Source organism: Pseudomonas sp. RIT-PI-o (assembly GCF_001297215.1).
Taxonomy (GTDB): Bacteria; Pseudomonadota; Gammaproteobacteria; order Pseudomonadales; family Pseudomonadaceae; genus Aquipseudomonas; species Aquipseudomonas moraviensis_A.
On sequence record NZ_LHPA01000051.1, the window covers coordinates 13,789 to 35,064 of the forward strand.

At 61.6% G+C, this 21,276-nt stretch carries 18 protein-coding genes; 2 read left to right on the forward strand and 16 right to left on the reverse strand.

Translation table 11 applies throughout. From position 1 onward, the window contains the following. Positions 1–25 precede the first annotated feature (25 nt). From trpC to AEQ63_RS26200, 3 genes are read right to left on the reverse strand one after another with little or no spacing between them, the layout of a single operon-like run. Complete coding sequence (gene trpC / locus AEQ63_RS26190; protein ID WP_064365387.1) at positions 26–865, reverse strand: indole-3-glycerol phosphate synthase TrpC; 840 nt, start codon at positions 863–865, stop codon at positions 26–28. Beyond that, a complete protein-coding gene (gene trpD / locus AEQ63_RS26195; RefSeq protein ID WP_064365388.1) occupies positions 862–1,911 on the reverse strand; it encodes an anthranilate phosphoribosyltransferase in 1,050 nt (349 codons plus the stop codon). The genes trpC and trpD overlap by 4 nt, the downstream gene beginning before the upstream one ends. Before the next feature lie 9 nt (positions 1,912–1,920). Continuing rightward, positions 1,921–2,514, reverse strand: coding sequence for an aminodeoxychorismate/anthranilate synthase component II (locus AEQ63_RS26200; RefSeq protein ID WP_042610431.1), 594 nt, complete (start codon positions 2,512–2,514; stop codon positions 1,921–1,923). A 407-nt stretch (positions 2,515–2,921) separates the two neighbouring features. Here AEQ63_RS26200 and estP point away from each other — a divergent pair, with 407 nt between their 5' ends. Then, complete coding sequence (estP, locus tag AEQ63_RS26205) at positions 2,922–4,829, forward strand: esterase EstP (RefSeq protein WP_064365389.1); 1,908 nt, start codon at positions 2,922–2,924, stop codon at positions 4,827–4,829. 173 nt (positions 4,830–5,002) lie between these two features. Here the strand turns inward: estP and trpE are convergent, their stop codons facing one another. From trpE to AEQ63_RS26255, 10 genes are all read right to left on the reverse strand, one after another. Continuing rightward, positions 5,003–6,484, reverse strand: a complete 1,482-nt coding sequence (gene trpE / locus AEQ63_RS26210; protein ID WP_064365390.1) for an anthranilate synthase component I — start codon at positions 6,482–6,484, stop codon at positions 5,003–5,005. A gap of 70 nt (positions 6,485–6,554) precedes the next feature. Continuing rightward, entirely contained in the window at positions 6,555–7,373 is an 819-nt protein-coding gene (locus tag AEQ63_RS26215; protein ID WP_041476686.1) for a phosphoglycolate phosphatase, read from the reverse strand. Then, complete coding sequence (gene rpe, locus AEQ63_RS26220) at positions 7,370–8,044, reverse strand: ribulose-phosphate 3-epimerase (RefSeq protein WP_064365391.1); 675 nt, start codon at positions 8,042–8,044, stop codon at positions 7,370–7,372. The genes AEQ63_RS26215 and rpe overlap by 4 nt, the downstream gene beginning before the upstream one ends. Positions 8,045–8,158: 114 nt before the next feature. Then, entirely contained in the window at positions 8,159–9,307 is a 1,149-nt protein-coding gene (locus AEQ63_RS26225; RefSeq protein WP_064365392.1) for an iron-containing alcohol dehydrogenase, read from the reverse strand. Positions 9,308–9,593: 286 nt separating this feature from the next. Further along, positions 9,594–10,418: an ABC transporter permease gene (locus AEQ63_RS26230; RefSeq protein ID WP_042610426.1), complete on the reverse strand. Its 825-nt coding sequence runs from the start codon at positions 10,416–10,418 to the stop codon at positions 9,594–9,596. A 12-nt stretch (positions 10,419–10,430) separates the two neighbouring features. Next, positions 10,431–11,678, reverse strand: coding sequence for an ABC transporter permease (locus AEQ63_RS26235; RefSeq protein ID WP_039757732.1), 1,248 nt, complete (start codon positions 11,676–11,678; stop codon positions 10,431–10,433). A 224-nt stretch (positions 11,679–11,902) separates the two neighbouring features. Beyond that, complete coding sequence (locus AEQ63_RS26240; protein ID WP_064365393.1) at positions 11,903–12,946, reverse strand: ABC transporter substrate-binding protein; 1,044 nt, start codon at positions 12,944–12,946, stop codon at positions 11,903–11,905. Between the two features lie 60 nt (positions 12,947–13,006). Further along, the gene (locus tag AEQ63_RS26245; RefSeq protein WP_042610424.1) at positions 13,007–14,131 is read right to left on the reverse strand and encodes an ABC transporter ATP-binding protein; all 1,125 of its coding nucleotides are present in this window, start codon (positions 14,129–14,131) and stop codon (positions 13,007–13,009) included. Between the two features lie 335 nt (positions 14,132–14,466). Beyond that, entirely contained in the window at positions 14,467–15,096 is a 630-nt protein-coding gene (locus AEQ63_RS26250) for a response regulator (RefSeq protein WP_003228820.1), read from the reverse strand. 115 nt (positions 15,097–15,211) lie between these two features. Continuing rightward, positions 15,212–17,608, reverse strand: coding sequence for a PAS domain-containing sensor histidine kinase (locus AEQ63_RS26255; RefSeq protein WP_064365394.1), 2,397 nt, complete (start codon positions 17,606–17,608; stop codon positions 15,212–15,214). 73 nt (positions 17,609–17,681) lie between these two features. Between AEQ63_RS26255 and AEQ63_RS26260 the strand changes: the two genes are divergently transcribed. After that, entirely contained in the window at positions 17,682–18,668 is a 987-nt protein-coding gene (locus AEQ63_RS26260; protein ID WP_064365395.1) for an alpha/beta hydrolase family protein, read from the forward strand. A gap of 96 nt (positions 18,669–18,764) precedes the next feature. Here the strand turns inward: AEQ63_RS26260 and AEQ63_RS26265 are convergent, their stop codons facing one another. From AEQ63_RS26265 to AEQ63_RS26275, 3 genes are read right to left on the reverse strand one after another with little or no spacing between them, the layout of a single operon-like run. Next, positions 18,765–19,532 (reverse strand): DnaJ domain-containing protein, encoded by a 768-nt coding sequence (locus tag AEQ63_RS26265; protein WP_064365396.1) that lies wholly within the window; start codon positions 19,530–19,532, stop codon positions 18,765–18,767. 1 nt (position 19,533) lies between these two features. Then, the gene (murU, locus tag AEQ63_RS26270; protein WP_064365397.1) at positions 19,534–20,205 is read right to left on the reverse strand and encodes an N-acetylmuramate alpha-1-phosphate uridylyltransferase MurU; all 672 of its coding nucleotides are present in this window, start codon (positions 20,203–20,205) and stop codon (positions 19,534–19,536) included. Beyond that, positions 20,202–21,221, reverse strand: a complete 1,020-nt coding sequence (locus AEQ63_RS26275; RefSeq protein ID WP_064365398.1) for an aminoglycoside phosphotransferase family protein — start codon at positions 21,219–21,221, stop codon at positions 20,202–20,204. The genes murU and AEQ63_RS26275 overlap by 4 nt, the downstream gene beginning before the upstream one ends. Positions 21,222–21,276: the final 55 nt, after the last annotated feature.

Consider the following 21,276-nt stretch of genomic DNA (forward strand, 5'->3'; position numbering starts at 1 on the left):
CTGCTCGCGAATGAGGGCGACTCGGTCAGTCGAGGGTCGAACCGCTTACTACTGGACCGCCCCGCTCCGGGAAGAACAAGCGCTGCAATTCAACGCCCGGGTTTTCCGCGCGCATGAACGCTTCGCCGACCAAGAACGAATACACATCGCTGATTTCCATCAGCTCGACGTCGGCCCGATTGAGGATACCGCTCTCGGTAATCACCAGGCGATCGCGCGGGATGCGCGGCAGCAGGTCGAGAGTGGTTTCCAGACTAACGTCAAAGGTGTGCAGGTTGCGGTTGTTGACGCCAACAAGCGGCGTGTCGAGGGTCTTCAGCGCGCGTTCCAGTTCGTCACCGTCGTGCACTTCCACCAATACGTCGAGACCGACGCCCTTGGCCACGGCGGCCAGTTCGGCCATTTTCACGTCGTCGAGCGCGGAGACGATCAGGAGCACGCAATCGGCGCCAAGCGCGCGGGCTTCAACGATCTGGTACGGATCGATCATGAAGTCCTTGCGGATCACCGGCAGCTTGCACGCAGCGCGTGCCTGTTGCAGATACGCATCGGCGCCCTGGAAGTAATCGATGTCGGTCAGCACCGACAGGCAAGTCGCCCCGCCCTTTTCGTAGCTCTTGGCGATGTCGGCCGGCACGAAGTCTTCGCGGATCACGCCTTTGCTCGGCGAGGCCTTTTTGATTTCAGCAATCACTGCCGGCTGTTTCTTCTTCGCTTGCGCCAGCAATGCCTGGGCAAAACCACGGGGTGCATCGGCCGCCTTGGCCAGACCTTCCAGCTCGCTCAGGCTGACCCGAGCGCTGCGCTCGGCGACTTCCTCAACCTTGCGCGCCAGAATGTTTTCCAGAACCGTCGGTACACTCATCCTTCATTCTCCACTTTGAATACCGCGGTAAAGGCACCCAGCTCCTCGAGTTTTTCCCGAGCGAGGCCGGTGTGCAGCGCGTCGTGCGCCAGCTCCACACCTTGTTTCAGACTGCTTGCCAGGTCGGCGGCATACAACGCCGCACCGGCATTGAGCACAATCATCTCGGCCGCTTTCTGGCCGTTTTCGGTTTTGCGCTTGCCGAGGGCATCGCGGATCAGCGCCAGCGATGCTTCCGGGCCCTCGACCGAGAGGCCGTGCAGACTCTGGCTCTTCATGCCGAGGTCTTCCGGTTCGACCCAATACTCAGTGATTTCGTTGTTTTTCAGTTCGGCGACAAAGGTCGGCGCGGCGAGGCTGAATTCATCCAGACCGTCCTTCGAATGCACCACCAGCACGTGTTTGCTGCCCAGTCGCTGCAAGACTTCGGCCAATGGCCGGCACAGCGCCTGAGTAAACACGCCTACCACTTGATGTTTCACACCGGCCGGATTCGTAAGCGGGCCGAGCATGTTGAACAGCGTGCGCAGGCCGAGTTCGCGGCGCGGGCCGGCGGCGTACTTCATCGCTTTGTGGTGAGTCTGGGCAAACATGAAACCGATACCGACGTTGTCGATGCAGCGCGCGACCTGTACCGGGGTGAGGTTCAGGTAAATGCCGGCAGCCTCCAGCAGATCGGCGCTGCCGCTCTTGCCGGAGACTGCGCGGTTGCCATGCTTGGCCACGGTGCAACCGGCCGCTGCAACAACAAAGGAAGACGCGGTCGAGACGTTGAAGATGTTCGCACCGTCACCGCCGGTGCCGACCACATCGACCACGCCGTCGAGGGTTTTCAGCTCGACCTGATCGGCCAGCTCACGCATCACCGACACGGCGCCGACGATCTCGTCGATGCTCTCGCTCTTCATGCGCATGGCCATCATGAACGCGCCGATCTGCGCTTCGGTGCACTGGCCGGTCATGATTTCGCGCATCACATCGCGCATTTCATCGGTACTGAGGTCGAGGTGATCGACGATACGGCTCAGGGCTGTCTTGATATTCATGGGAAGTCCTTAGCGCGTGCCGCCGGTTTGTTTGAGGAAATTGGCAAACAGTTCATGACCCTGCTCGGTGAGGATCGACTCGGGGTGGAACTGTACGCCCTCGATGTTCAGGGTCTTGTGACGCAGGCCCATGATTTCGTCGACCGAGCCGTCGTCGTGTTGGGTCCACGCGGTCAGTTCCAGGCAATCGGGCAGGCTCTCGTGCTTGACGATCAGCGAGTGATAGCGGGTAACGGTGAGCGGATGATTGAGGCCTGCAAACACGCCCTTGTCCTCGTGGAATACCGGGCTAGTCTTACCGTGCATGACCTGGCGGGCACGCACCACATCACCGCCGAAGGCCTGGCCGATGGACTGGTGGCCGAGGCACACGCCGAGGATCGGCAGTTTGCCGGCGAAGTGCTTGATCGCGTCAATGGAAACGCCCGCCTCGGTGGGCGTGCACGGCCCGGGGGAAACCACGATGCGCTCGGGATTCAGCGCTTCGATTTCGGCGATGGTCAGTTCGTCGTTGCGCACCACTTTGACCTCGGCACCCAGCTCGCCGAGGTATTGCACAACGTTGTAGGTAAAGGAGTCGTAGTTGTCGATCATCAGCAACATGGCGTTTCGAACCTCTTGAATTCTGACTTGATGACAGCCTTCAGATGACTTGCCCGCAGGGCGCTGCGCGATGTCGGACGCGCACAGGGCGCCAGCACAGCGGCATTTCAAACAGACAAGGAAGGCAAAGCGATACAGATTCGGCGGGGCCGGCAGAGAAGATTCAGGCGCGCCAACGCCAGCGGGCGTGTGCCTTGATGACTTGATCCAGAAGTTTGCTGGTGATCAACACGGGGAAGGTCTCGTTCATACGTTCCGGCACAGTAACTTAGCTGGGCGGAGCGTGCAATATGGCGGGGCCTGCGGGTTATGAAACGGCAGAAGGATTCGCGACCGATGGCAAAACGCCGAACGTTTTTGGTACTGTCGTTTCGTTCACCTACAACAATAAATAAACGGACTTGCTCATGATCAGACAAACGTTGTTTGTACCGCTGGCCGGCTGCTTGCTCGCACTGGCCTGCGCCCAGGCCAATGCAGCACCCAACCCTTATTCAAGCTTCATCGTATTCGGCGACAGCCTCAACGACGCCGGGACCTTCGCCGACACGGGCGGCCCGGCGGGCTCCACCGAGCGCTACACCAACCGCACCGGGCCGGTATATCGGGATGGCAGCGGCGAAGTTTATTCATTGAATTCCACTCAGTTGCTTGGCGGTCGCCTGGGCTTTTCCGCCGACCAGACTGCCTCGTCCAGCTCCGCGGTGCGCGCGGCAAACGGCCAGCCCGACGGCAACAACTGGGCGGTCGGCGGCTATCGCACTGACCAGATTCTCGACTCGATCACCACCCAATCGGCCACCGGCGAACGCACCCGCGCCGGTTACCTGCCGTCGAACGGTTTTCGCGCCGACCCGAATGCGCTGTATTACATTTCCGGTGGCGGCAACGACTTCCTTCAGGGCCGCATTCTCAGCCTGCCCCAAGCCAACGCCGCTGCCGATCGGCTGGCCGACAGCGTGCAGACTCTGCAGACCGCCGGCGCCAAATACGTGATGGTCTGGCTGCTGCCCGACGTGGGCCTGACACCTGCCATCAATGGCACGCCGCTGCAAGCGTTCAGCAGCACCCTCGCCAACCAGTTCAACAGCCAGTTGGTGACGCGCCTGCAAGGCATCAACGCCGAAGTCATTCCGCTGAACATTCCGGTGCTGCTCTCGGAAGTCTTCGCCGACCCGGGGCGCTTCGGTCTGGCCACTGACCAGAACCTCACCGCGACCTGCTTCAGTGGCAGTGGCTGCCCGGAAAACGCCCGCTACGGGATCAACAGTGCTACGCCGGATCCGACCAAGCTGATCTACAACGATGGCGTGCACCCGACCGAATCCGGGCAGAAACTCATCGCCGATTACGCCTACTCTCTACTGGCAGCGCCGTGGGAACTGAGCCTGTTGCCGGAAATGGCCCACGGCACCGTGCGTGCGCATCAGGATGAATTGCGCAACCAATGGCAGGCGGATTGGGAAAACTGGCAAGCGGTCGGCCAATGGCGCGCTATCGTCTCGGCGGGCGGACAGCATCTGGATGTCGACAGCCAGAGCAGCGGCGCCAGTGCCGATGGCAGCGGTTACAACCTCAACGTCGGCGGCAGCTATCGCCTGAACGAAGCCTGGCGCGTGGGCGTGGCGGCCGGTTTGTACCGGCAGAATCTCGAGGCCGGCCACAACGACTCCGACTACAAACTCAACAGCTACATGGCCACCGCGTTCGCCCAGTTCCAGCAGAATCGCTGGTGGGCCGACGCCGCGCTGACCGGCGGCAAACTCGACTACGACAATCTCAAGCGCAAGTTCGACCTCGGCGCCAGCGAGGGTGCGGAGAAAGGCGATACCGACGGCAGCCTGTGGGCGTTCAGCACGCGCCTCGGTTATGACATTGCCCAACCCGGCAGCCAATGGCACCTGTCGCCATTTGTCAGCGCCGATTACGCCAGTGTCGATGTCGACGGTTACTCGGAAAAGAGCAATCGCGCCACGGCGTTGACCTTCGATGACCAGAGCCGCGATTCGAAACGTCTGGGCCTGGGCATTCAGGGCAAGTACAACTTCACCCCGCAAACGCAGGTGTACGGCGAATACGCGCATGAGCGTGAATACGAAGATGACGTGCAGAAGGTCAACATCGCCCTCAACACCCTGCCGGCCAATGACTTCACCCTTGAAGGCTATACACCGGCGAGCCATCTGAACCGCTTGAGTCTTGGCGTCAGTCACAAGCTGACGGCGGACCTGGCGCTGCGTGGGGGGTATACCTTCCGCAAGGATGATGACTTCAAACAGCAGGGACTGAATGTCGGGGTTGTGCTGGATTTCTGAGTGATAGATGCAAAAAAAAGCGGCGCCCTGACTGGCGCCGCTTTTTTATTGCCGTACACAGATCAGATGTAGGAGTGAGCCTGCTCGCGATAGCGAATCAACATTCAACAAATTTGCTGACTGACACACCGCTATCGCGAGCAGGCTCACTCCTACAAGGGTTTGGTGTTGGCTTAAATTCCCGGGGTCTGCTCGGCCAAAGCCACGGCGCGGAACATCGCGCGGCGTTTGTTCAGGGTTTCTTCCCACTCCAGCGCCGGCACCGAGTCGGCGACGATGCCGCCACCGGCCTGCACATGCAGCTCGCCGTTCTTGATCACAGCGGTACGAATGGCAATGGCGGTGTCCATGTTGCCGTTCCAGGCAAAGTAACCGACCGCGCCGCCATATACCCCACGCTTGACCGGCTCGAGTTCGTCGATGATTTCCATCGCGCGAATTTTCGGCGCGCCGGACAAAGTCCCCGCCGGCAGAATCGCCCGCAGTGCGTCCATGGCCGTCAGGCCCGACTTCAACTGGCCGGTGACGTTGGAGACGATGTGCATGACGTTGGAATAACGCTCGATGACCATTTTCTCGGTGAGCTTCACCGAACCGATTTCCGAGACGCGCCCGGTATCGTTGCGGCCCAGATCGATCAGCATCAAGTGCTCGGCAATCTCCTTGTCATCCGAGAGCAGATCCTGCTCCAGCGCCACATCGGCTTCTTCAGTCGCACCGCGTGGACGCGTGCCGGCAATCGGGCGCACGGTGATCAGGTTGTCTTCAACGCGCACCAGCACTTCCGGCGAACTGCCGACGACATGGAAGTCGCCGAAGTTGAAGAAGTACATGTACGGAGTCGGGTTGAAGCACCGCAGGGCGCGGTACAGATCGATCGGCGCAGCCTTGAAGTCGATCGACATACGCTGCGACGGCACGACCTGCATGCAGTCGCCGGCAAGGATGTATTCCTTGATGGTGTCGACGGCTTTTTCGTAATCGTCCTGAGTGAAGCTCGAACGGAACACCGGATCGGCCGATTGCTGTTTGCTGAAATCCAGGCCACGACGCGGGGTGATCGGCTGACGCAGTTGCTCGAGCAACTCCTGCAAACGCGCCTGGCCTTGCTCGAAGGCATCGGCCTGGGCTGGGTCGGCAAGGACAATCGCGTGCATCTTGCCGGCCAGGTTGTCGAACACCACGACCGCGTCGGACACCATCAGCAGAATGTCCGGCACGCCCAACGGATCCGGGTTCGGACACTTGCCCAGACGCTTCTCGACATAGCGCACGCAGTCGTAACCGAAGTAACCGACCAGGCCACCGTTGAAACGCGGCAGACCGGCGATGGTCGGCACGTTGTAGCGCGCCTTGAAGGCTTCGACGAAGGCCAGCGGATCTTCAACATCGTGGCTTTCAGTCTCGACGCCATCAACGGTGATGCTGATGTGATGGTCGTGCACCCGCAGCACGGTGCGGCACGGCAGACCGATGATCGAGTAACGGCCCCACTTCTCGCCGCCCTGCACCGATTCGAGCAGGTAGGAGTTGGGCTGGTCAGCCAGTTTCAGGTAGATCGACAGCGGCGTGTCGAAGTCGGCCAGGGTTTCGCAGGCCAGCGGGATGCGGTTATAGCCGTCAGTGGCCAGACGCAGGAATTCTTCGCGAATCATAAGGTGCCTCGTGGTGTGAGGTGCAATCAGTCAGTCAGGCAAACGCGCCGGCAGGGCCGGCCAGAATCAGTCAGGCGCGCCAACGCCAGCGGGCCAGGGCCTTGATGACTTTCATCCAGAGTTTGCGGGTGACCACCACGATGGCGTTTCCAGAAGGGGGTTGAACAGCGTCGGGCAACGTTATCCCACCGGCCAGATCCAGGCAACCGGGAATTAGCTTGCGCAAATCGTCGATCACCAGAGCCGGGGATTCCTCGGCAATCGGCCGGCCATGGTTGTATCCGTAGCTCAGCGCCACGCACTTGACCCCAGCCGCTTTCGCCGCCTGCACATCGCTGCGCGAGTCGCCGACGAACAACGATTGCGAGGCCGGAATGTTGGCCATTTTCATCACGAAAAACAGCGCCGCCGGGTCAGGTTTCTTCTGCGGCAGGGTATCGCCGCCGATGATCCACTTGAAGTAGCGGCCGATCTTCATCTGATCGAGCAGCGGCGCGACGAACCGCTCGGGCTTGTTGGTGATCAACGCCATGGCCACGCCTTGCTTGTGCAGCCACTTGAGCGTGTCGCGCACACCGGGATAGACCACGGTCAGCTCATGGCTGGCGCCGTACGCCTCCATGAAAATTTCCAATGCGCGCTCGGCTTCGGCGTCATCCACCGCCGAATGATCGATGCCACCCGCCAAGGCTCGACGCACCAGCACCGGCGCGCCATTGCCGACCCATTCGCGCACCGCCTCGATACCCGCCGGCGGACGACCGAGGGAGAGCAGCATGGTGTCCACCGCCGCTGCCAGGTCGGGAACCGAATCGATCAGCGTGCCATCCAGATCGAACATCACCAACCGTGGCAATTGCCCCGGGAACAGCTGCTCAAAACCGCTCATGGGCGCGCCAGTGCCAGTTCGGAACGCATCTTGTCGATGACTTCCTGATAGTTCGGCGCATTGAAAATGGCCGAGCCGGCGACAAAGGTGTCAGCGCCGGCGGCGGCGATTTCGCGGATGTTGTTGACGTTGACGCCGCCGTCGATTTCCAGACGGATATCGCGCCCCGAAGCGTCGATGATCGTCCGCGCTTCACGCAGTTTGTCGAGGGTGCCGGGAATGAACTTCTGCCCGCCGAAGCCCGGGTTGACGCTCATCAGCAGGACCATGTCGACCTTGTCGATCACGTACTTGAGCACGTCCAGCGGGGTCGCCGGGTTGAACACCAGGCCGGATTTGCAACCGCCTTCACGGATCAGTTGCAACGAGCGATCAACGTGCAGCGTGGCTTCCGGGTGGAAGGTGATGTAGGTCGCGCCGGCTTCGATGAAGTCGCCAACGATGCGGTCCACCGGGCTGACCATCAGGTGCGCGTCGATCGGCGCGGTGACGCCGTACTTGCGCAGTGCTGCGCAAACCATCGGGCCGATCGTCAGGTTCGGCACGTAGTGGTTGTCCATGACGTCGAAATGGACGAAGTCGGCGCCGGCGGCGAGAACGTTGTCCACTTCCTCGCCGAGGCGGGCGAAGTCGGCGGAGAGGATCGACGGAGCAATTACGAAGGGCTGCATGACGCACCTGTGCTGAGCTAAATCACGATGGCGCGCATTGTATACCTCAAGTTTCCACGTGCGCACCGGGACCGCGATGATTGGGTTGTGCCATGAGCCCCAAGCGACCGTAACTCAGTAGGCCGCGCGATAGATCTTCTCGATGTCGCCGGCGCTGAGTTGGCGCGGGTTGTTGCGCATCAGTCGCTCAATGCCGGCGGCCTCTACGGCCATGGCCGGGATCGCTTCTTCCGGCACGCCGAAACTGCGCAGCCCGGCAGGGATTTCCACCGCCGCGCACAAATCGCTCATGGCCTGCACGGCTTTGTCCGCTGCTTCGCTGGCACTCAGATGAGCGGTCTTCACACCCATGGCTTCGGCAATATCCTGCATGCGTTCGACACAGGCCATTTTGTTCCAGGTCATCACATAGGGCAGCAACAAGGCGTTGCTGACGCCGTGGGCAATATTGAAACGCCCGCCCAGCGGATACGCCAGCGCATGCACCGCGCCGACTCCGGCATTGCCGAACGCCATGCCGGCCATCAGGCTGGCGGTGGCCATGTCTTCGCGCGCTTGCAGGTTGGCGCCATTGGCGTAGGCCTTGGGCCAGGCGCCGGCGATCAGTTTGATCGCGCCAATGGCGAGGGGATCAGTGATCGGCGAGGCATTCACCGACAGATAGGATTCGATGGCGTGCACCAGTGCATCGACGCCGCTGGCGGCGGTGACACTGCGCGGACAGGTCAGGGTCATTTGCGGACTGACCAGCGCCACATCCGGCAACAGATAGTCGCTGACGATGCCTTTCTTCAACTGCGCGACCTTGTCGGAGAGGATCGCCACGTTGGTGACTTCGGAACCGGTGCCAGCGGTGGTCGGGATGGCGATCAGCGGCGGGCCCTTGCGCGGCACCTGATCAACGCCGAACAGGTCTTCCAGCGCGCCGTGATAACCGGCGTAGGCGGCGACGCTCTTGGCGATGTCGATGGCGCTGCCACCGCCGAGGCCGATCAACCCGTCATGCCCGCCCTCACGGTAGGCGCGCATGCAGTCTTCGACGATGGCGATTTCCGGGTCGGGCAGCACCCGGTCGAAAATCTCGTAGTCGCGCCCGCCGAGTTGTGCCAGCGCCAGCTCGACGGTGCCGGATTTGACTAGCGCCGCGTCAGTGACGATCAGTGGGTTGTCGACATCGAGGCGCGTGAGCTCCGCCGCCAGTTGCTCGATGGCTGCAGCGCCGGTGATCAGTTTGTGAGCGATTTTGAACTGGGACAGACTCATGGTGCGCAGCCTCTTATAGATGTGGGAGCTGGGCACAAGATTAGCTGGGGATTTGGGGTTGTCTGCTATTCAGGTGGTGAATGGTTGACCGGTAAAAGATCAAGAGCCCCTCACCCTAACCCTCTCCCGGAGGGAGAGGGGACTGACCGAGTTGTACTCTCCAAGTACATCGACCTGAATTACCGAGTCGAACTCCGGCCGCGAAAGCCACGAAGATCTGCTCCCTTCCCCCTCGCCCCCTTGGGGGAGAGGGCTGGGGTGAGGGGGTAAGCTTTTGATCTTGATTTTAGATCTGAGCGGTGCGCAGTTTCTCGCTACGCCCGCGCAACCATTCCAGGGTCAGCAGCAGGATGACGGAGAACGCAATCAGCAACGTCGCCGCCGCCGCAATCGTCGGGCTGAGGTTCTCGCGAATCCCGCTGAACATCTGCCGTGGCAACGTCGCCTGCTCAGGCCCTGCGAGAAACAGCGTCACCACCACCTCGTCAAACGACGTCGCAAAGGCAAACAGCGCCCCGGAAATCACCCCGGGCGCAATCAGCGGCAAGGTCACCCGGCGGAACGCGGTAAGCGGAGATGCGCCCAGACTCGCGGCAGCGCGCACCAGATTGTGATTGAAGCCCTGCAATGTCGCCGACACGGTGATGATCACAAACGGCACACCCAGCACCGCGTGCACCACGATCAGCGAAAAGAAGCTGTTGCCCAGCCCCAGCGGCGCGAAGAACAGATAGCTCGCCACACCGATGATCACCACCGGCACCACCATCGGCGAAATCACCAGCGCCATCACCAGCGATTTGCCGGGAAAGTCGCCCCGGGTCAGGCCGATCGCCGCCAGGGTGCCGAAGATCATCGCCAGCACGGTCGCGGCCGGGGCGACGATGATGCTGTTCTTCAGCGCACGCATCCATTCCGCCGAAGCAAAGAAGTCGTGGTACCACTGCAGCGAGAAGCCCTGCAGCGGATAGACCAGGAAACTTCCCGAGTTGAACGACAGCGGTACGATCACCAGCACCGGCAGGATCAGGAACAACAGGATCAGGCCGCAGAGGATCCGCAGGCTGTAGAACCACACCCGTTCGATGGGCGACATGTAAGGACTCAGCATCGCAAATTCCCCTTAGCTCAGGCGCAGGCGACTGGCGCCGACCAGCCAGCTGTAGATCAGATAAAGCACCACGGTCGCCAGCAACAGCAGACCGCCGAGCGCGGTGGCCATGCCCCAGTTGATGCTGGTGTTGGTGTAGAACGCGACGAAGTAGCTGACCATTTGGTCGTTCGGGCTGCCGAGCAGCGCCGGCGTGATGTAGTAGCCGATGGCGAGGATGAACACCAACAGGCAGCCGGCGCCGACACCGGCGTAGGTCTGCGGGAAGTACACGCGCCAGAAACTGGCGAACGGATGACAGCCGAGAGAAATCGCCGCGCGCATGTAGGTTGGCGAGATGCCCTTCATCACGCTGTAGATCGGCAGAATCATGAACGGCAGCAGGATGTGCACCATCGAGATGTACACGCCGGTGCGGTTGAACACCAGTTCCAGCGGTTTATCGATGATGCCCATGGCCAGCAGCGCGCTGTTGATCAGGCCGCCGGATTGCAGCAGCACGATCCACGCCGCGACCCGCACCAGAATCGAGGTCCAGAACGGCAGCAGCACCAGAATCATCAACAGGTTGCTCTGCCGCGAAGGCAGGTTCGCCAGCAAGTAGGCCAGTGGGTACGCGAGCAACAGGCAGATCACGGTGATGACCAGGCCCATCCAGAAGGTACGGGCGAAGATGTCGAGGTAGATCGCCTGATCCGGGGTGGCCGGGGCCAGTTCGCCGAGGTCGTCGATGCGGTGATCGACTGCCGCCAGCAGGTAATACGGAGTGATGCTACTGGTGTTGCGTTTCACCGCTTGCCAGTAAGCCGGGTCGCCCCAACGCTCGTCGAGTGCTTCCAGGGCTTCTTTATAGGAGGCCGGTTCGCTGGCGAACGGCAGCGCCCGGGCGGTTTTGGTCAGCAGGCTGCGATAGCCGGCCAACTCCATGTTCAAGCGCTTGGACAGATCACCCAGCGTCTGGTTTTTGCGTGCTTCGGCGAGGTCTTCGCTGGCCGCCTTGTACACCGGCTCGGCAGGCAGGCCGCGGCCGTCCCAACTGGCGATGGCAGTGACCGTGCGCGGCATGCCGCCAACCACTTCCGGGTTGCCGACGCTTTTATAGAGCAGCGCCACGATCGGCACCAGAAACACCAGCAGCAGGAACAGCACCAGCGGCGCAATCAGCGCCTGGGCCTTCCAGCGGTTGACCCGCTCGGCGCGCTTGAGCTTCTGCTTCAAGGTGGGGCTGGCGCCCTCGTTCAGGGGAACGGCGATGGCCATGACGTACTCCGCAAATCTTTGATCGTTACAGAGGTGGCGAACCGCCGCTGTTGTGTTGAACCACCACGCTGAGGATGGCGGCCCCTGTGGCGAGCGAGCTTGCTCGCGCTGGGCTGCGAAGCGGCCCCAAAATCGGGTTGGCACTGCCAATTTTGTGAGTGCTGGGCACTCAAGCGGGAGCAAGCTCCCTCGCCACAGGAGTTCTCATCCAGTTTTGAGCTGGGTTATTTTGCCGCCCAGGAATTGAAGCGCTGTTCCAGTTGTTCGCCGTTGTCAGCCCAGAAGCTGACGTCGATCTGCACCTGGTTGGCGATGTTTTCCGGGGTGGTCGGCATGTCTTTCAGGACATCCTTGGCCAGCAGCGGCACGGCCTGGGTGTTGGCCGGGCCGTAGGCGATGTTTTCCGAGTAGGTCTTCTGCTGCTGCGGCTGCACCGAGAAAGCGATGAATTTTTTCGCAGCTTCCGCGCGCTTGGCGTCCAGACCTTTAGGAATGGCCCACGCGTCGAAGTCGTAGATGCCGCCGTTCCATACCACTTTCAGGTTGGATTCTTTCTGCACCGCCGCGATGCGACCGTTGTAGGCCGAGCTCATCACCACGTCACCGGATGCGAGGTACTGCGGCGGCTGTGCGCCGGCCTCCCACCACTGAATGCTTGGCTTGAGCTCATCGAGTTTCTTGAAGGCACGATCCTGTCCGCCCTTGCTCGCCAGCTCTTTGTAGACGTCTTTCGGCGCCACACCATCGGCCATCAGCGCAAATTCGAGGGTGTACTTGGCGCCTTTGCGCAGGCCACGCTTGCCGGGAAATTTCTTCGTGTCCCAGAAATCCGCCCAACTGGTCGGTGCAGTTTTCAGCTTGTCAGCGTTGTAAGCCAATACGGTCGACCAAACGAAGAAGCCCACGCCGCAAGGCTGAGTCGCGCCTTTGACGTAGTCTTCGCTCTTGCCGAACAGCGCCGGGTCGAGTTGCTCGAACATGTCTTCGTCGCAACCACGGGACAGCTCTGGCGATTCAACTTCGACCAGGTCCCAGGACACGCTCTTGGTGTCAACCATGGCTTTGACCTTGGCCATTTCGCCGTTGTATTCGCCGGCAACGATCTTGCCGTTGCCCGCCGCTTCCCACGGTGCATAGAAGGCTTTGACTTGCGCCGCCTTGTTCGCCCCGCCAAACGACACCACGGTCAAGTCCGGGCCGGCAGCCATCGCGCCGGTCGCACCCATCAGGCCCAGAGTCAGGGCGGTGAACTTCAGGGATCTCAACATTTATTGTTCTCTCCACGTGCAGGGTTGGTGTTGGTATTGCCGGGGCGCTTGGTGCGCCTCTTAATGCGCTTCTGAAAGCGGATCGAGCGCGCGTACGTGCTCGACCTGCCAGCCAAGCGGTACCACGTCACCGACGCTGAGCGCAGGATCGAGCTCGGCAATCGGCTGTTTCACGAAGAAGTCGCTCTTGCCGCAGACTTCCAGGCGCACCCGAACGTGGTCGCCCAGATAGATGAATTCCGCCACCCTCCCTGAGAAGCGGTTGACACATTGATCGCTCGAACCATTGAGGCTGACGCGTTCCGGACGGATCGACAGGGTCACCGGCTCGCCGGTCTGGCCGACGTTGACTGCCAGCGCCTCGACCTTTTCGCCACGGCCCAACTCGACCACACAACGCTCGCCGCTCTGGCTGAGCAGGCGGCCGTTGAGGCGGTTGTTCTCGCCGATGAAGTTGGCGACGAAAGTGTTCTTCGGCTCTTCATACAGCGTGCGTGGCGGCGCGATCTGCTGGATCTCGCCTTGATGGAACACGGCAACGCGGTCGGACATGGTCAGCGCTTCGCCCTGATCGTGGGTCACGTAGACCACGGTCACGCCGAGGCGCTGGTGCAGGTGCTTGATCTCCATCTGCATGTGTTCACGCAATTGCTTGTCGAGGGCGCCGAGGGGTTCGTCCATCAGCACCAGTTGCGGTTCGAACACCAGCGCGCGGGCCAATGCCACGCGCTGCTGCTGACCACCAGACAACTGCGCCGGATAGCGCGAAGCGAAGGCATCGAGCTGAACCATGCTGAGGACTTTCTTCACCCGCTCGCTGACATCGCTTTTGTTCAGGCCACGCACGGTCAGCGGAAACGCAAGGTTCTCTGCGACGGTCATGTGCGGGAACAGCGCGTAGTTCTGGAACACCATGCCGATGTCACGCTTGTGCGGCGGTACGTTGTTGATCGAACGCCCGGCGAGGAGGATTTCCCCGGCGGTCGGTGTTTCGAAACCGGCGAGCATCATCAGGCTGGTGGTCTTGCCGGAACCGGACGGCCCGAGCAGGGTGAGGAATTCGCCTTTGCGAATGTCCAGGTTGAGGTCTTTGACGATCAGGTTCTCGCCGTCGTAGCTCTTCTGCACACCACGAAAGCTGACCAGCACATCACTGGTCCCTGCGCTTGTATCGACCTGGCTCATACCCACACCCTTGCTGTTGATGACTGCTTGTTCATCAAGCCTAGTGGCTGGCGCCAGCCACGCAAATCGGGGCGCAGGAGAGAATCGCTTAAGCACAATGGAAGGTTCGGGGTAGGGATTGCCCTACAAGGATGGCGCTAATGGATAAAGCAGTGGCGAGCGGTGAGCTGCAAGCCGCAAGCAAGGGCAAAAGCGGCTGTCGCTAATGGATATGCCTGCACGCAGATCCATTGTAGGAGTGAGCCTGCTCGCGATAGCGGTGCATCAGTCACTGGATTGTTTTCAGGAAGCACGCTATCGCGAGCAGGCTCACTCCTACAGTTGATAGCGGTGGGTCAGAGAAGTTTGTGCTCCATCGCATATTTCACCAGTTCAGCCAGCGAGGTGATGTTGAGTTTTTGCATCAGCCGCGCCTTGTGGGTGCTGATGGTCTTGCTGCTCAGGGCCAGTTGCTGGGCGATATCGTTGACGTTGGCGCCCTGGGCCAGGCGTTCGAACACCGAGAATTCGCGTTCGGACAGCAGCGAATGCAGCGGCCGCGTGTCGGTCAGGCCGACTTCGAAGACCATCCGGTCGGCCAGTTCCGGGTCAATGTAGCGACCACCCGCCGCGACCTTGCGGATCGCGGTAAGCAGCAGCGCCGGATCGCTGTCCTTGGTCGCATACCCGGCCGCGCCGACCTTCAATGCGCGCGCAGCCATTTGCGCTTCGTCGTGCATCGACAGCACCAGAATCGCCGGCGGGTTGTTCAGCGCACGGATGCGCGGGATCGCTTCCAGGCCATTGACGCCGGGCATGGAGATGTCCAGCAGCACCACCTCGCAAGGCACGCTGCGCAGGGTTTCCAGCAGTTGCTCGCCATTGCTCGCCTCCCCCACTACTTGCAGATCCTTGGCCAGGCCGATCAATTGCTTGATGCCTTCACGGACGATGGTGTGGTCTTCGGCTACCAGTACACGGATCACGTTCTTCTCCTCAGCCAACATATTTCGCGAGCAGGCTCGCTCCCACCCTGGAATGCATTCTCCCCGGTGGGAGCGGGCCTGCTCGCGAAGGCGTCAGCACTCACAACACAAACCTTCAGACCTCACTCACCGGCACCCACACCTTAAGACTGGTGCCCTCCCCCGGCTCGCTCTCCAGCTCCAGCCGCCCGCCCATGATCAGCACCCGCTCACGCATGCCGACCAGGCCAAACGACGTCGGCCGATCTTCAGCGGTGACAAATCCCACGCCATCATCGCTGACGGTCAGACACAATTCATCGCCCGCAAGCGCCAGCGTCAATTCCACCGTGTGCGCCTGAGCATGACGCATCACGTTGGTCAGCGCCTCCTGCAAAATCCGGAACAGCCCCACCGCCTTGGCATCGCTGAGCGCCGGCAGGTTGTCCGGCACCTGCACCAGACACGGAATCTGCGTGCGCGCCTCGAAGCGTCGCGCCTGCCACTCGATCGCCGAGGCAATCCCGGCATCGAGGATCGGCGGGCGCAACGCCGTCGCCACATCGCGCACCAGCTGAAATAGTTGTGCGATCAGGCGCTTCATGCTGTTGAGCCGTTCGTTCAGACCCGGATCGAGTTGCGAGTAGGCCAGTTCGCACATCGATGTCTCCAGTTTCAGCACGGTGAGCATCTGCCCAAGCTCATCATGAACTTCGCGGGCGATGCGCGCCTTCTCTTCTTCGCGCACGCTCTCCAGGTGCGCCGACAATTCACGCAACTGCTCGCGCGAAGCCGCCAGTTCCAGCTCGATGCGTTTGCTTTCGCTGATGTCCCAGACGATGCCGTCCCACACGTAGGCGCCGTCCTCCAGTTGCCGGGTGATCGCCTTGATCTCGGCCCAGCGCTGCTCGCCCTGACGCGTGACGATGCGGCCCTGCCACGACCAGTCGCTGTCGGTGTCCAGCGCCTGATCCTGGGTGCGGTGATAACTGGCCTTGTCGTCGGGATGCACCAGACTGCGCAGGCCCATGTCGCGATGCGCGATGGCCGCCGGCGCGTAGCCGACCAGCGTCTCGCTGCCCTCGCTGATGTAGGCAAAGTCGATCTGCCCGGTGACCGGCGCCCGCTCCAGCCGAAACACCAGGCCCGGGACGTTGGCGGCGATGCCTTGCAGGCGCGCTTCACTTTCCTGCAACGCGGCCAGTGCGCGGCGCCGATCGGTGACGTCGGTGAGGTAGACCACCAGATATTCACTGTCACGAAAGCGCAGGAAGCTCAGGGATACGTCCGCCGGCAGGACAGTGCCGTCGGCGCGCAGGCAACTGGTTTCGAAGCTCAGCGGCCCTTCTTCACTGGCCCGCGCACGCTTCCACAGATTGAGCCAGCGATCCATGTGCAGGCCGGGCTCGAAGTCGATCAGCGGCCGCTCGATCAGCCCGCCCGAGGGATAACCGAGCATGTTTTCCGCTGCGCGGTTGGCGTAGCGCACATGGCTGTCCCAATTGACCCACAGAATGCCAACGGTGCTTTGGTCGATGGAAAACTGCGTCAGCCGCAGCGCTTCTTCACTGGCTGCGCGCAACGCGATGTCCTCGCGGGCGCTGAGCAGGCGCTGTTCGAGGCTGTGCTGTTGGCGTCGCTGCCAGACCACGATCGCCACGCAACTGAACAGCATCACGGCAAACAACAGGCTGAGGTTCTGCCAGAACCCCGGCGATTCGGCCAGCCGTGGGTATTTCGGTTGCAGCCACTGATTGTGCAGTTGTTCCAGATCCTTGGCCGGAATCGCACGCAAGGCGCTCTGGACGATGCCGGCCAGTTCCGGCCAATCCCGCCGTGACGCCACACGCAGCAATTGCGGCAGGCCGATATCGCCGACCACCACCAGTTCGGCGAACTCCGGCTCCACCGACAGGCGTCCCAACTGTGCTTCATCAACCACCGCGTAGGAGGCCTGCTGACTCAACAGCAACTGCAACGCCTGACGCTCCAGCGGCACGCCTTGCAGGTTCAGGTGCGGATAGTTGCTGCGCAGATAATCGGCGGTGCTGCTCGGCATGCGCACGGCGACGCGAGTCTGGCTGTCGAGTTTTTCCAGATCGACTGCGCCGCTGCTTTTCTGGTCGCTGACCACCAGCTGCGGCACGCGCATGTACGGGTCGGAAAATTGCCAGAGGCGCAGCGCGCCCGGCGTTTGACTCAGACCTGGGGCGATATCGATCTCACCCTCGCGCAACGCGCTTTCCAACTGCCCGAGGTCCTGGAAATTGCGCCAGCTCAGTTCCACGCCCAGGGTTCTGGCGAGCAGTTTCATCAACTCGACATTGGCCCCGGACAGGCGCTGCAGGCGCCGATCATAAGTCGCGTAGGGCGCCTGCAGGACCAGGCCGACGCGCAACTCATTGTGCTGCGCCAGCCATTGCTGCTGCTCTGGCGTCAGTTGCGCGGCATGGGCCGATGGCGCAGGCGCCGCCCAGCCCATCAAGGGAAACCACAAACAGCCGATAACCCACAGGCAGCAAAATCGCTTCATTGAAGTCTCATACACTGACAAATTCTGACCAACCCATTAGGCTGCCGGGATACTTTCTGGCCTGGAATAACCGATGCCCTCTGTCTACCGCCTGGCACTGCCAGCATTGTGCCTGTCGCTGATCCTGCCCTGTGCGTTTTCCGTCGAAGCCGCCGACCCGGCGCCCCCCGCCACGGACAAGCCCGCCGAAGAAAAACCGGCCGAGCGCCAGCCACTGCTTGAGCGTAGTCAGGAAGAGGCGGCCGCACTGCAACGTAAACTGCCGGCGCAAGAGCAGCAACAGTTACAGGCTGGCAGCGAGACCTTCCTCGCCCTGTGGAAACCGGCCAACAGCGCCGAGCCCAAAGGTGCGGTGATCATCGTTCCCGGTGTTGGCGAAACCGCTGACTGGCCGCAGGCCGTCGGCCCGTTGCGGCGCAAATTGCCGGACGCCGGTTGGAGCACCCTGAGCATCACCCTGCCCGATCTGCAAGGCGACGCCATCGCCCCACGCGTGATCGAACCGGCCGCGGCGCCGAAAGCCCCGGAAACCACGAGCAAAGACGCGACCACTGCGCAACCGATCGAACAAGCCGCTGGCGGTGAAGCGGAAGTTGCTGAACAGGTCGTGGCGCAAACCAGCGAAGAACAAGCCAAGGCCGATGCCGAACGCGTCTTCGGACGGATCGACGCAGCGATCGCCTACGCCGAACAGCAGAGCGCGCGCAGCATTGTCGTGCTCGGTCACGGCACCGGTGCCTACTGGGCGGCGCGTTTTCTCAGCGAGCGACAAACGCCTCAGGTGGAAAAACTGGTCATGGTTGACGCGCAAGCACCGGCCAAAGCCCTGCCGCCACTCGCCGAACTGACGCCGACGCTGAAGCTGCCGACGGCGGATATTTTCTATATGGACAAAGCCCTCGATCGCAACGCGGCGCTGGAGCGCATGCAGGCCAGCAAGCGCCTGAAGACCTCGGCGTTCAGCCAGGTCGCGTTGAAGGTGTTGCCGGACAAAAAGGCTGAGCAGGAACAGCTGGTTCGACGGGTGCGGGGCTGGTTGAATCCACAAAATACAGACTGATAAAAGCAAAAGATCGCAGCCTTCGGCAGCGCCTACAGGAAAATGCATTCCAAGGGTAGGAGCTGCCGAAGGCTGCGATCTTCTGATCTTCAAGGGTCAGCGAAAATCCCGCCGCTCCCGAATCAACGTATAGGCATTGTGCAATTCCCGCGTCCGCTCGGTCGCCTCACGCACCTGGGCCGGCGTCGCGCCGCTGCCGGCAATCTTGTCCGGGTGATGGCGACTGAGCAATCGCCGGTAAGCGCGCTTGATCTGCGCCGGCTCGCTGCTCGCCGACACCCCAAGCAACTTCATCGCCTCCTGATAACTCACCGCCGCACTGACAATCGGCCGCTTGCCCGGCTCGTAATCGCTGGCCAGCGCTTGCACCTGCTGCGACGTCCAGCCCAGCCACCTGCCCCACTGCGCCAGCAACTCGCGTTCGCTGACACCGGCGCGACCATCAGCCCAGACCATTCGCCAACAGGCGCGCAACACACCTTCGGTCGCATGCGGTTGCGAACTCAGACGGCGCAGATAACCGCGCAGATTGTCGCTGCCGGACTTGCCACGATTGAACGCAGCAATGGCCCGCCGTGTCGCCGGCTCGCTCATCTCCAATGCGCGCATTTCATTGCGCGCCTGCTGGATATGCCCGTCCATGACGCGCCCGTCGCTCTTGGCCAGACGCCCGAGCAAGACGAACAGCAGCTCATCGTTGCGCAGCATCGGCCGACCGCCGAGCTTTTCCCGCAAGTGTCCCCAGCTCTGCAGTTGCAGGCGCCGATCCAGCGCCTGCCCCAGCAACGCTCCAAGCATGGCCCCCGGAATGCTGGCAATCGCGTACCCCACTCCGGCTCCAATCAGAGTCCCTGGCCACAACATCTCAGCGACTCGCTTCTATCAGGGCTTCGGCTTCGGCCAAGCGTTCATGGGTACCGACATCCACCCAATGGCCCTTCAGGCGCTCGCCCGTGACTTCGCCGTCGGCCATGGCTTTGCGCAACAAAGGCGCGAGTTTGAAAGCACCGTCGCTGCAACCGTCGAACAGCTGCGGATGAAGCACGGCAATACCGCTGTAAGTCAGAGTAGCTGCATCAGGCTCGCCGTCCTGCACTTTGCCGTCGATCAGGGTGAAATCGCCCTTCGGGTGATGCGCCGGATTGTCCGCCAGCACCAGATGCGCCAAACCATTGATCGGCTGGTGCAGCACGCTGAAGTCGTAATCGGTCCAGATGTCGCCGTTGACCACCAGAAACGCATCGTCACCGAGCAACGGCAGTGCACGGAAAATCCCGCCGCCGGTTTCCAGCGGCTCGCCCTCCGGCGAATACCGAATGCTCAGACCGAAATGCGAACCGTCGCCCAGATGATCTTCGATCTGCTGACCGAGCCAGGCGTGGTTGATGACGATGTCGTTGAAGCCTGCGGCCGCGAGGGCGCGCAGGTGATACTCGATCAGCGGCACACCGCCGGCACGCACCAGCGGTTTGGGCGTGGTCAGGGTCAGGGGGCGCATGCGCTCGCCTTTGCCCGCCGCCAGAATCATTGCCTTCATGCCGTCGCTCCAGCATGCAAGCTGCTGAACAGCGCTTGCAGCTCCGCCAGTTCGGGACGGCGGGCGATCACTGCTTCTATATAAGAGAAGAAGCGCGGCACGTCGGCCAGATAACGCGGCTTGCCGTCGCGATGGCAGATCCGCGCGAAGATGCCGATGACTTTCAGGTGACGCTGCACGCCCATCAGGTCGCTGGCGCGCAGGAAATCTTCGAAATCCGTCTGCACCGGAATATCCAGCGCCGAGGCCTGCTGCCAATAACTCTCCAGCCAGCCGCGTACACGTTCTTCAGGCCAGCTGAGGAACGCGTCCTTGAACAGGCAAGTAACGTCGTAAGTCACCGGGCCGTATACCGCATCCTGAAAATCCAGCACGCCGGGGTTGGGTTCGCTGAGCATCAGGTTGCGTGGCATGTAGTCGCGGTGCACCAGCACTTTCGGCTGCGCCAGCGCGCTGTCAATCAGCAGCTCGCTGATGTGCTGCCACTGTTGCTGCTGCGCCGCATCGAACTTGATGCCCAGCTCATGCTTGACGTACCACTCGGGGAACAACTCCAGTTCACGGCGCAACAGGGCGACGTCGTAACCGGGCAACGGTGCGACCATCGGCAACTGTTGAAAAGCCAACAGCGCTTGCAGGGCATCGTGGAATAACGCGTCGGCATTTTCGCCATCGATCACGTCAAGATAGGTCTTGTTGCCCAGGTCATTGAGCAAAAGAAAACCGCGCTCGAGGTCTTCGGCATAAATTTTCGGCACATTTATTCCGGATTTCGCCAGCAAAAAGGCGATATCCACGAACGGTTTGCAGTTTTCCTGCGGTGGCGGCGCGTCCATCACGACGAAGCTGCGACCGTCGCCCTCCCAACGGAAGTAACGACGGAAACTCGCGTCGCTGCTGGCCGCGGTCAACGTGGCCGGGGGCACGGTGCCCCAGCCCTGCTCGGCAAACAGCTTCGCCAACTGCTCATCGAGCCAAACTTTCAGGTGTTGCAAGCGTACATCTTGGTCAGGCATTGCAAGGGTCTCCGACGGCGCTAGCCGTCAAGCGGGTCATGCTTTATTATCCAGC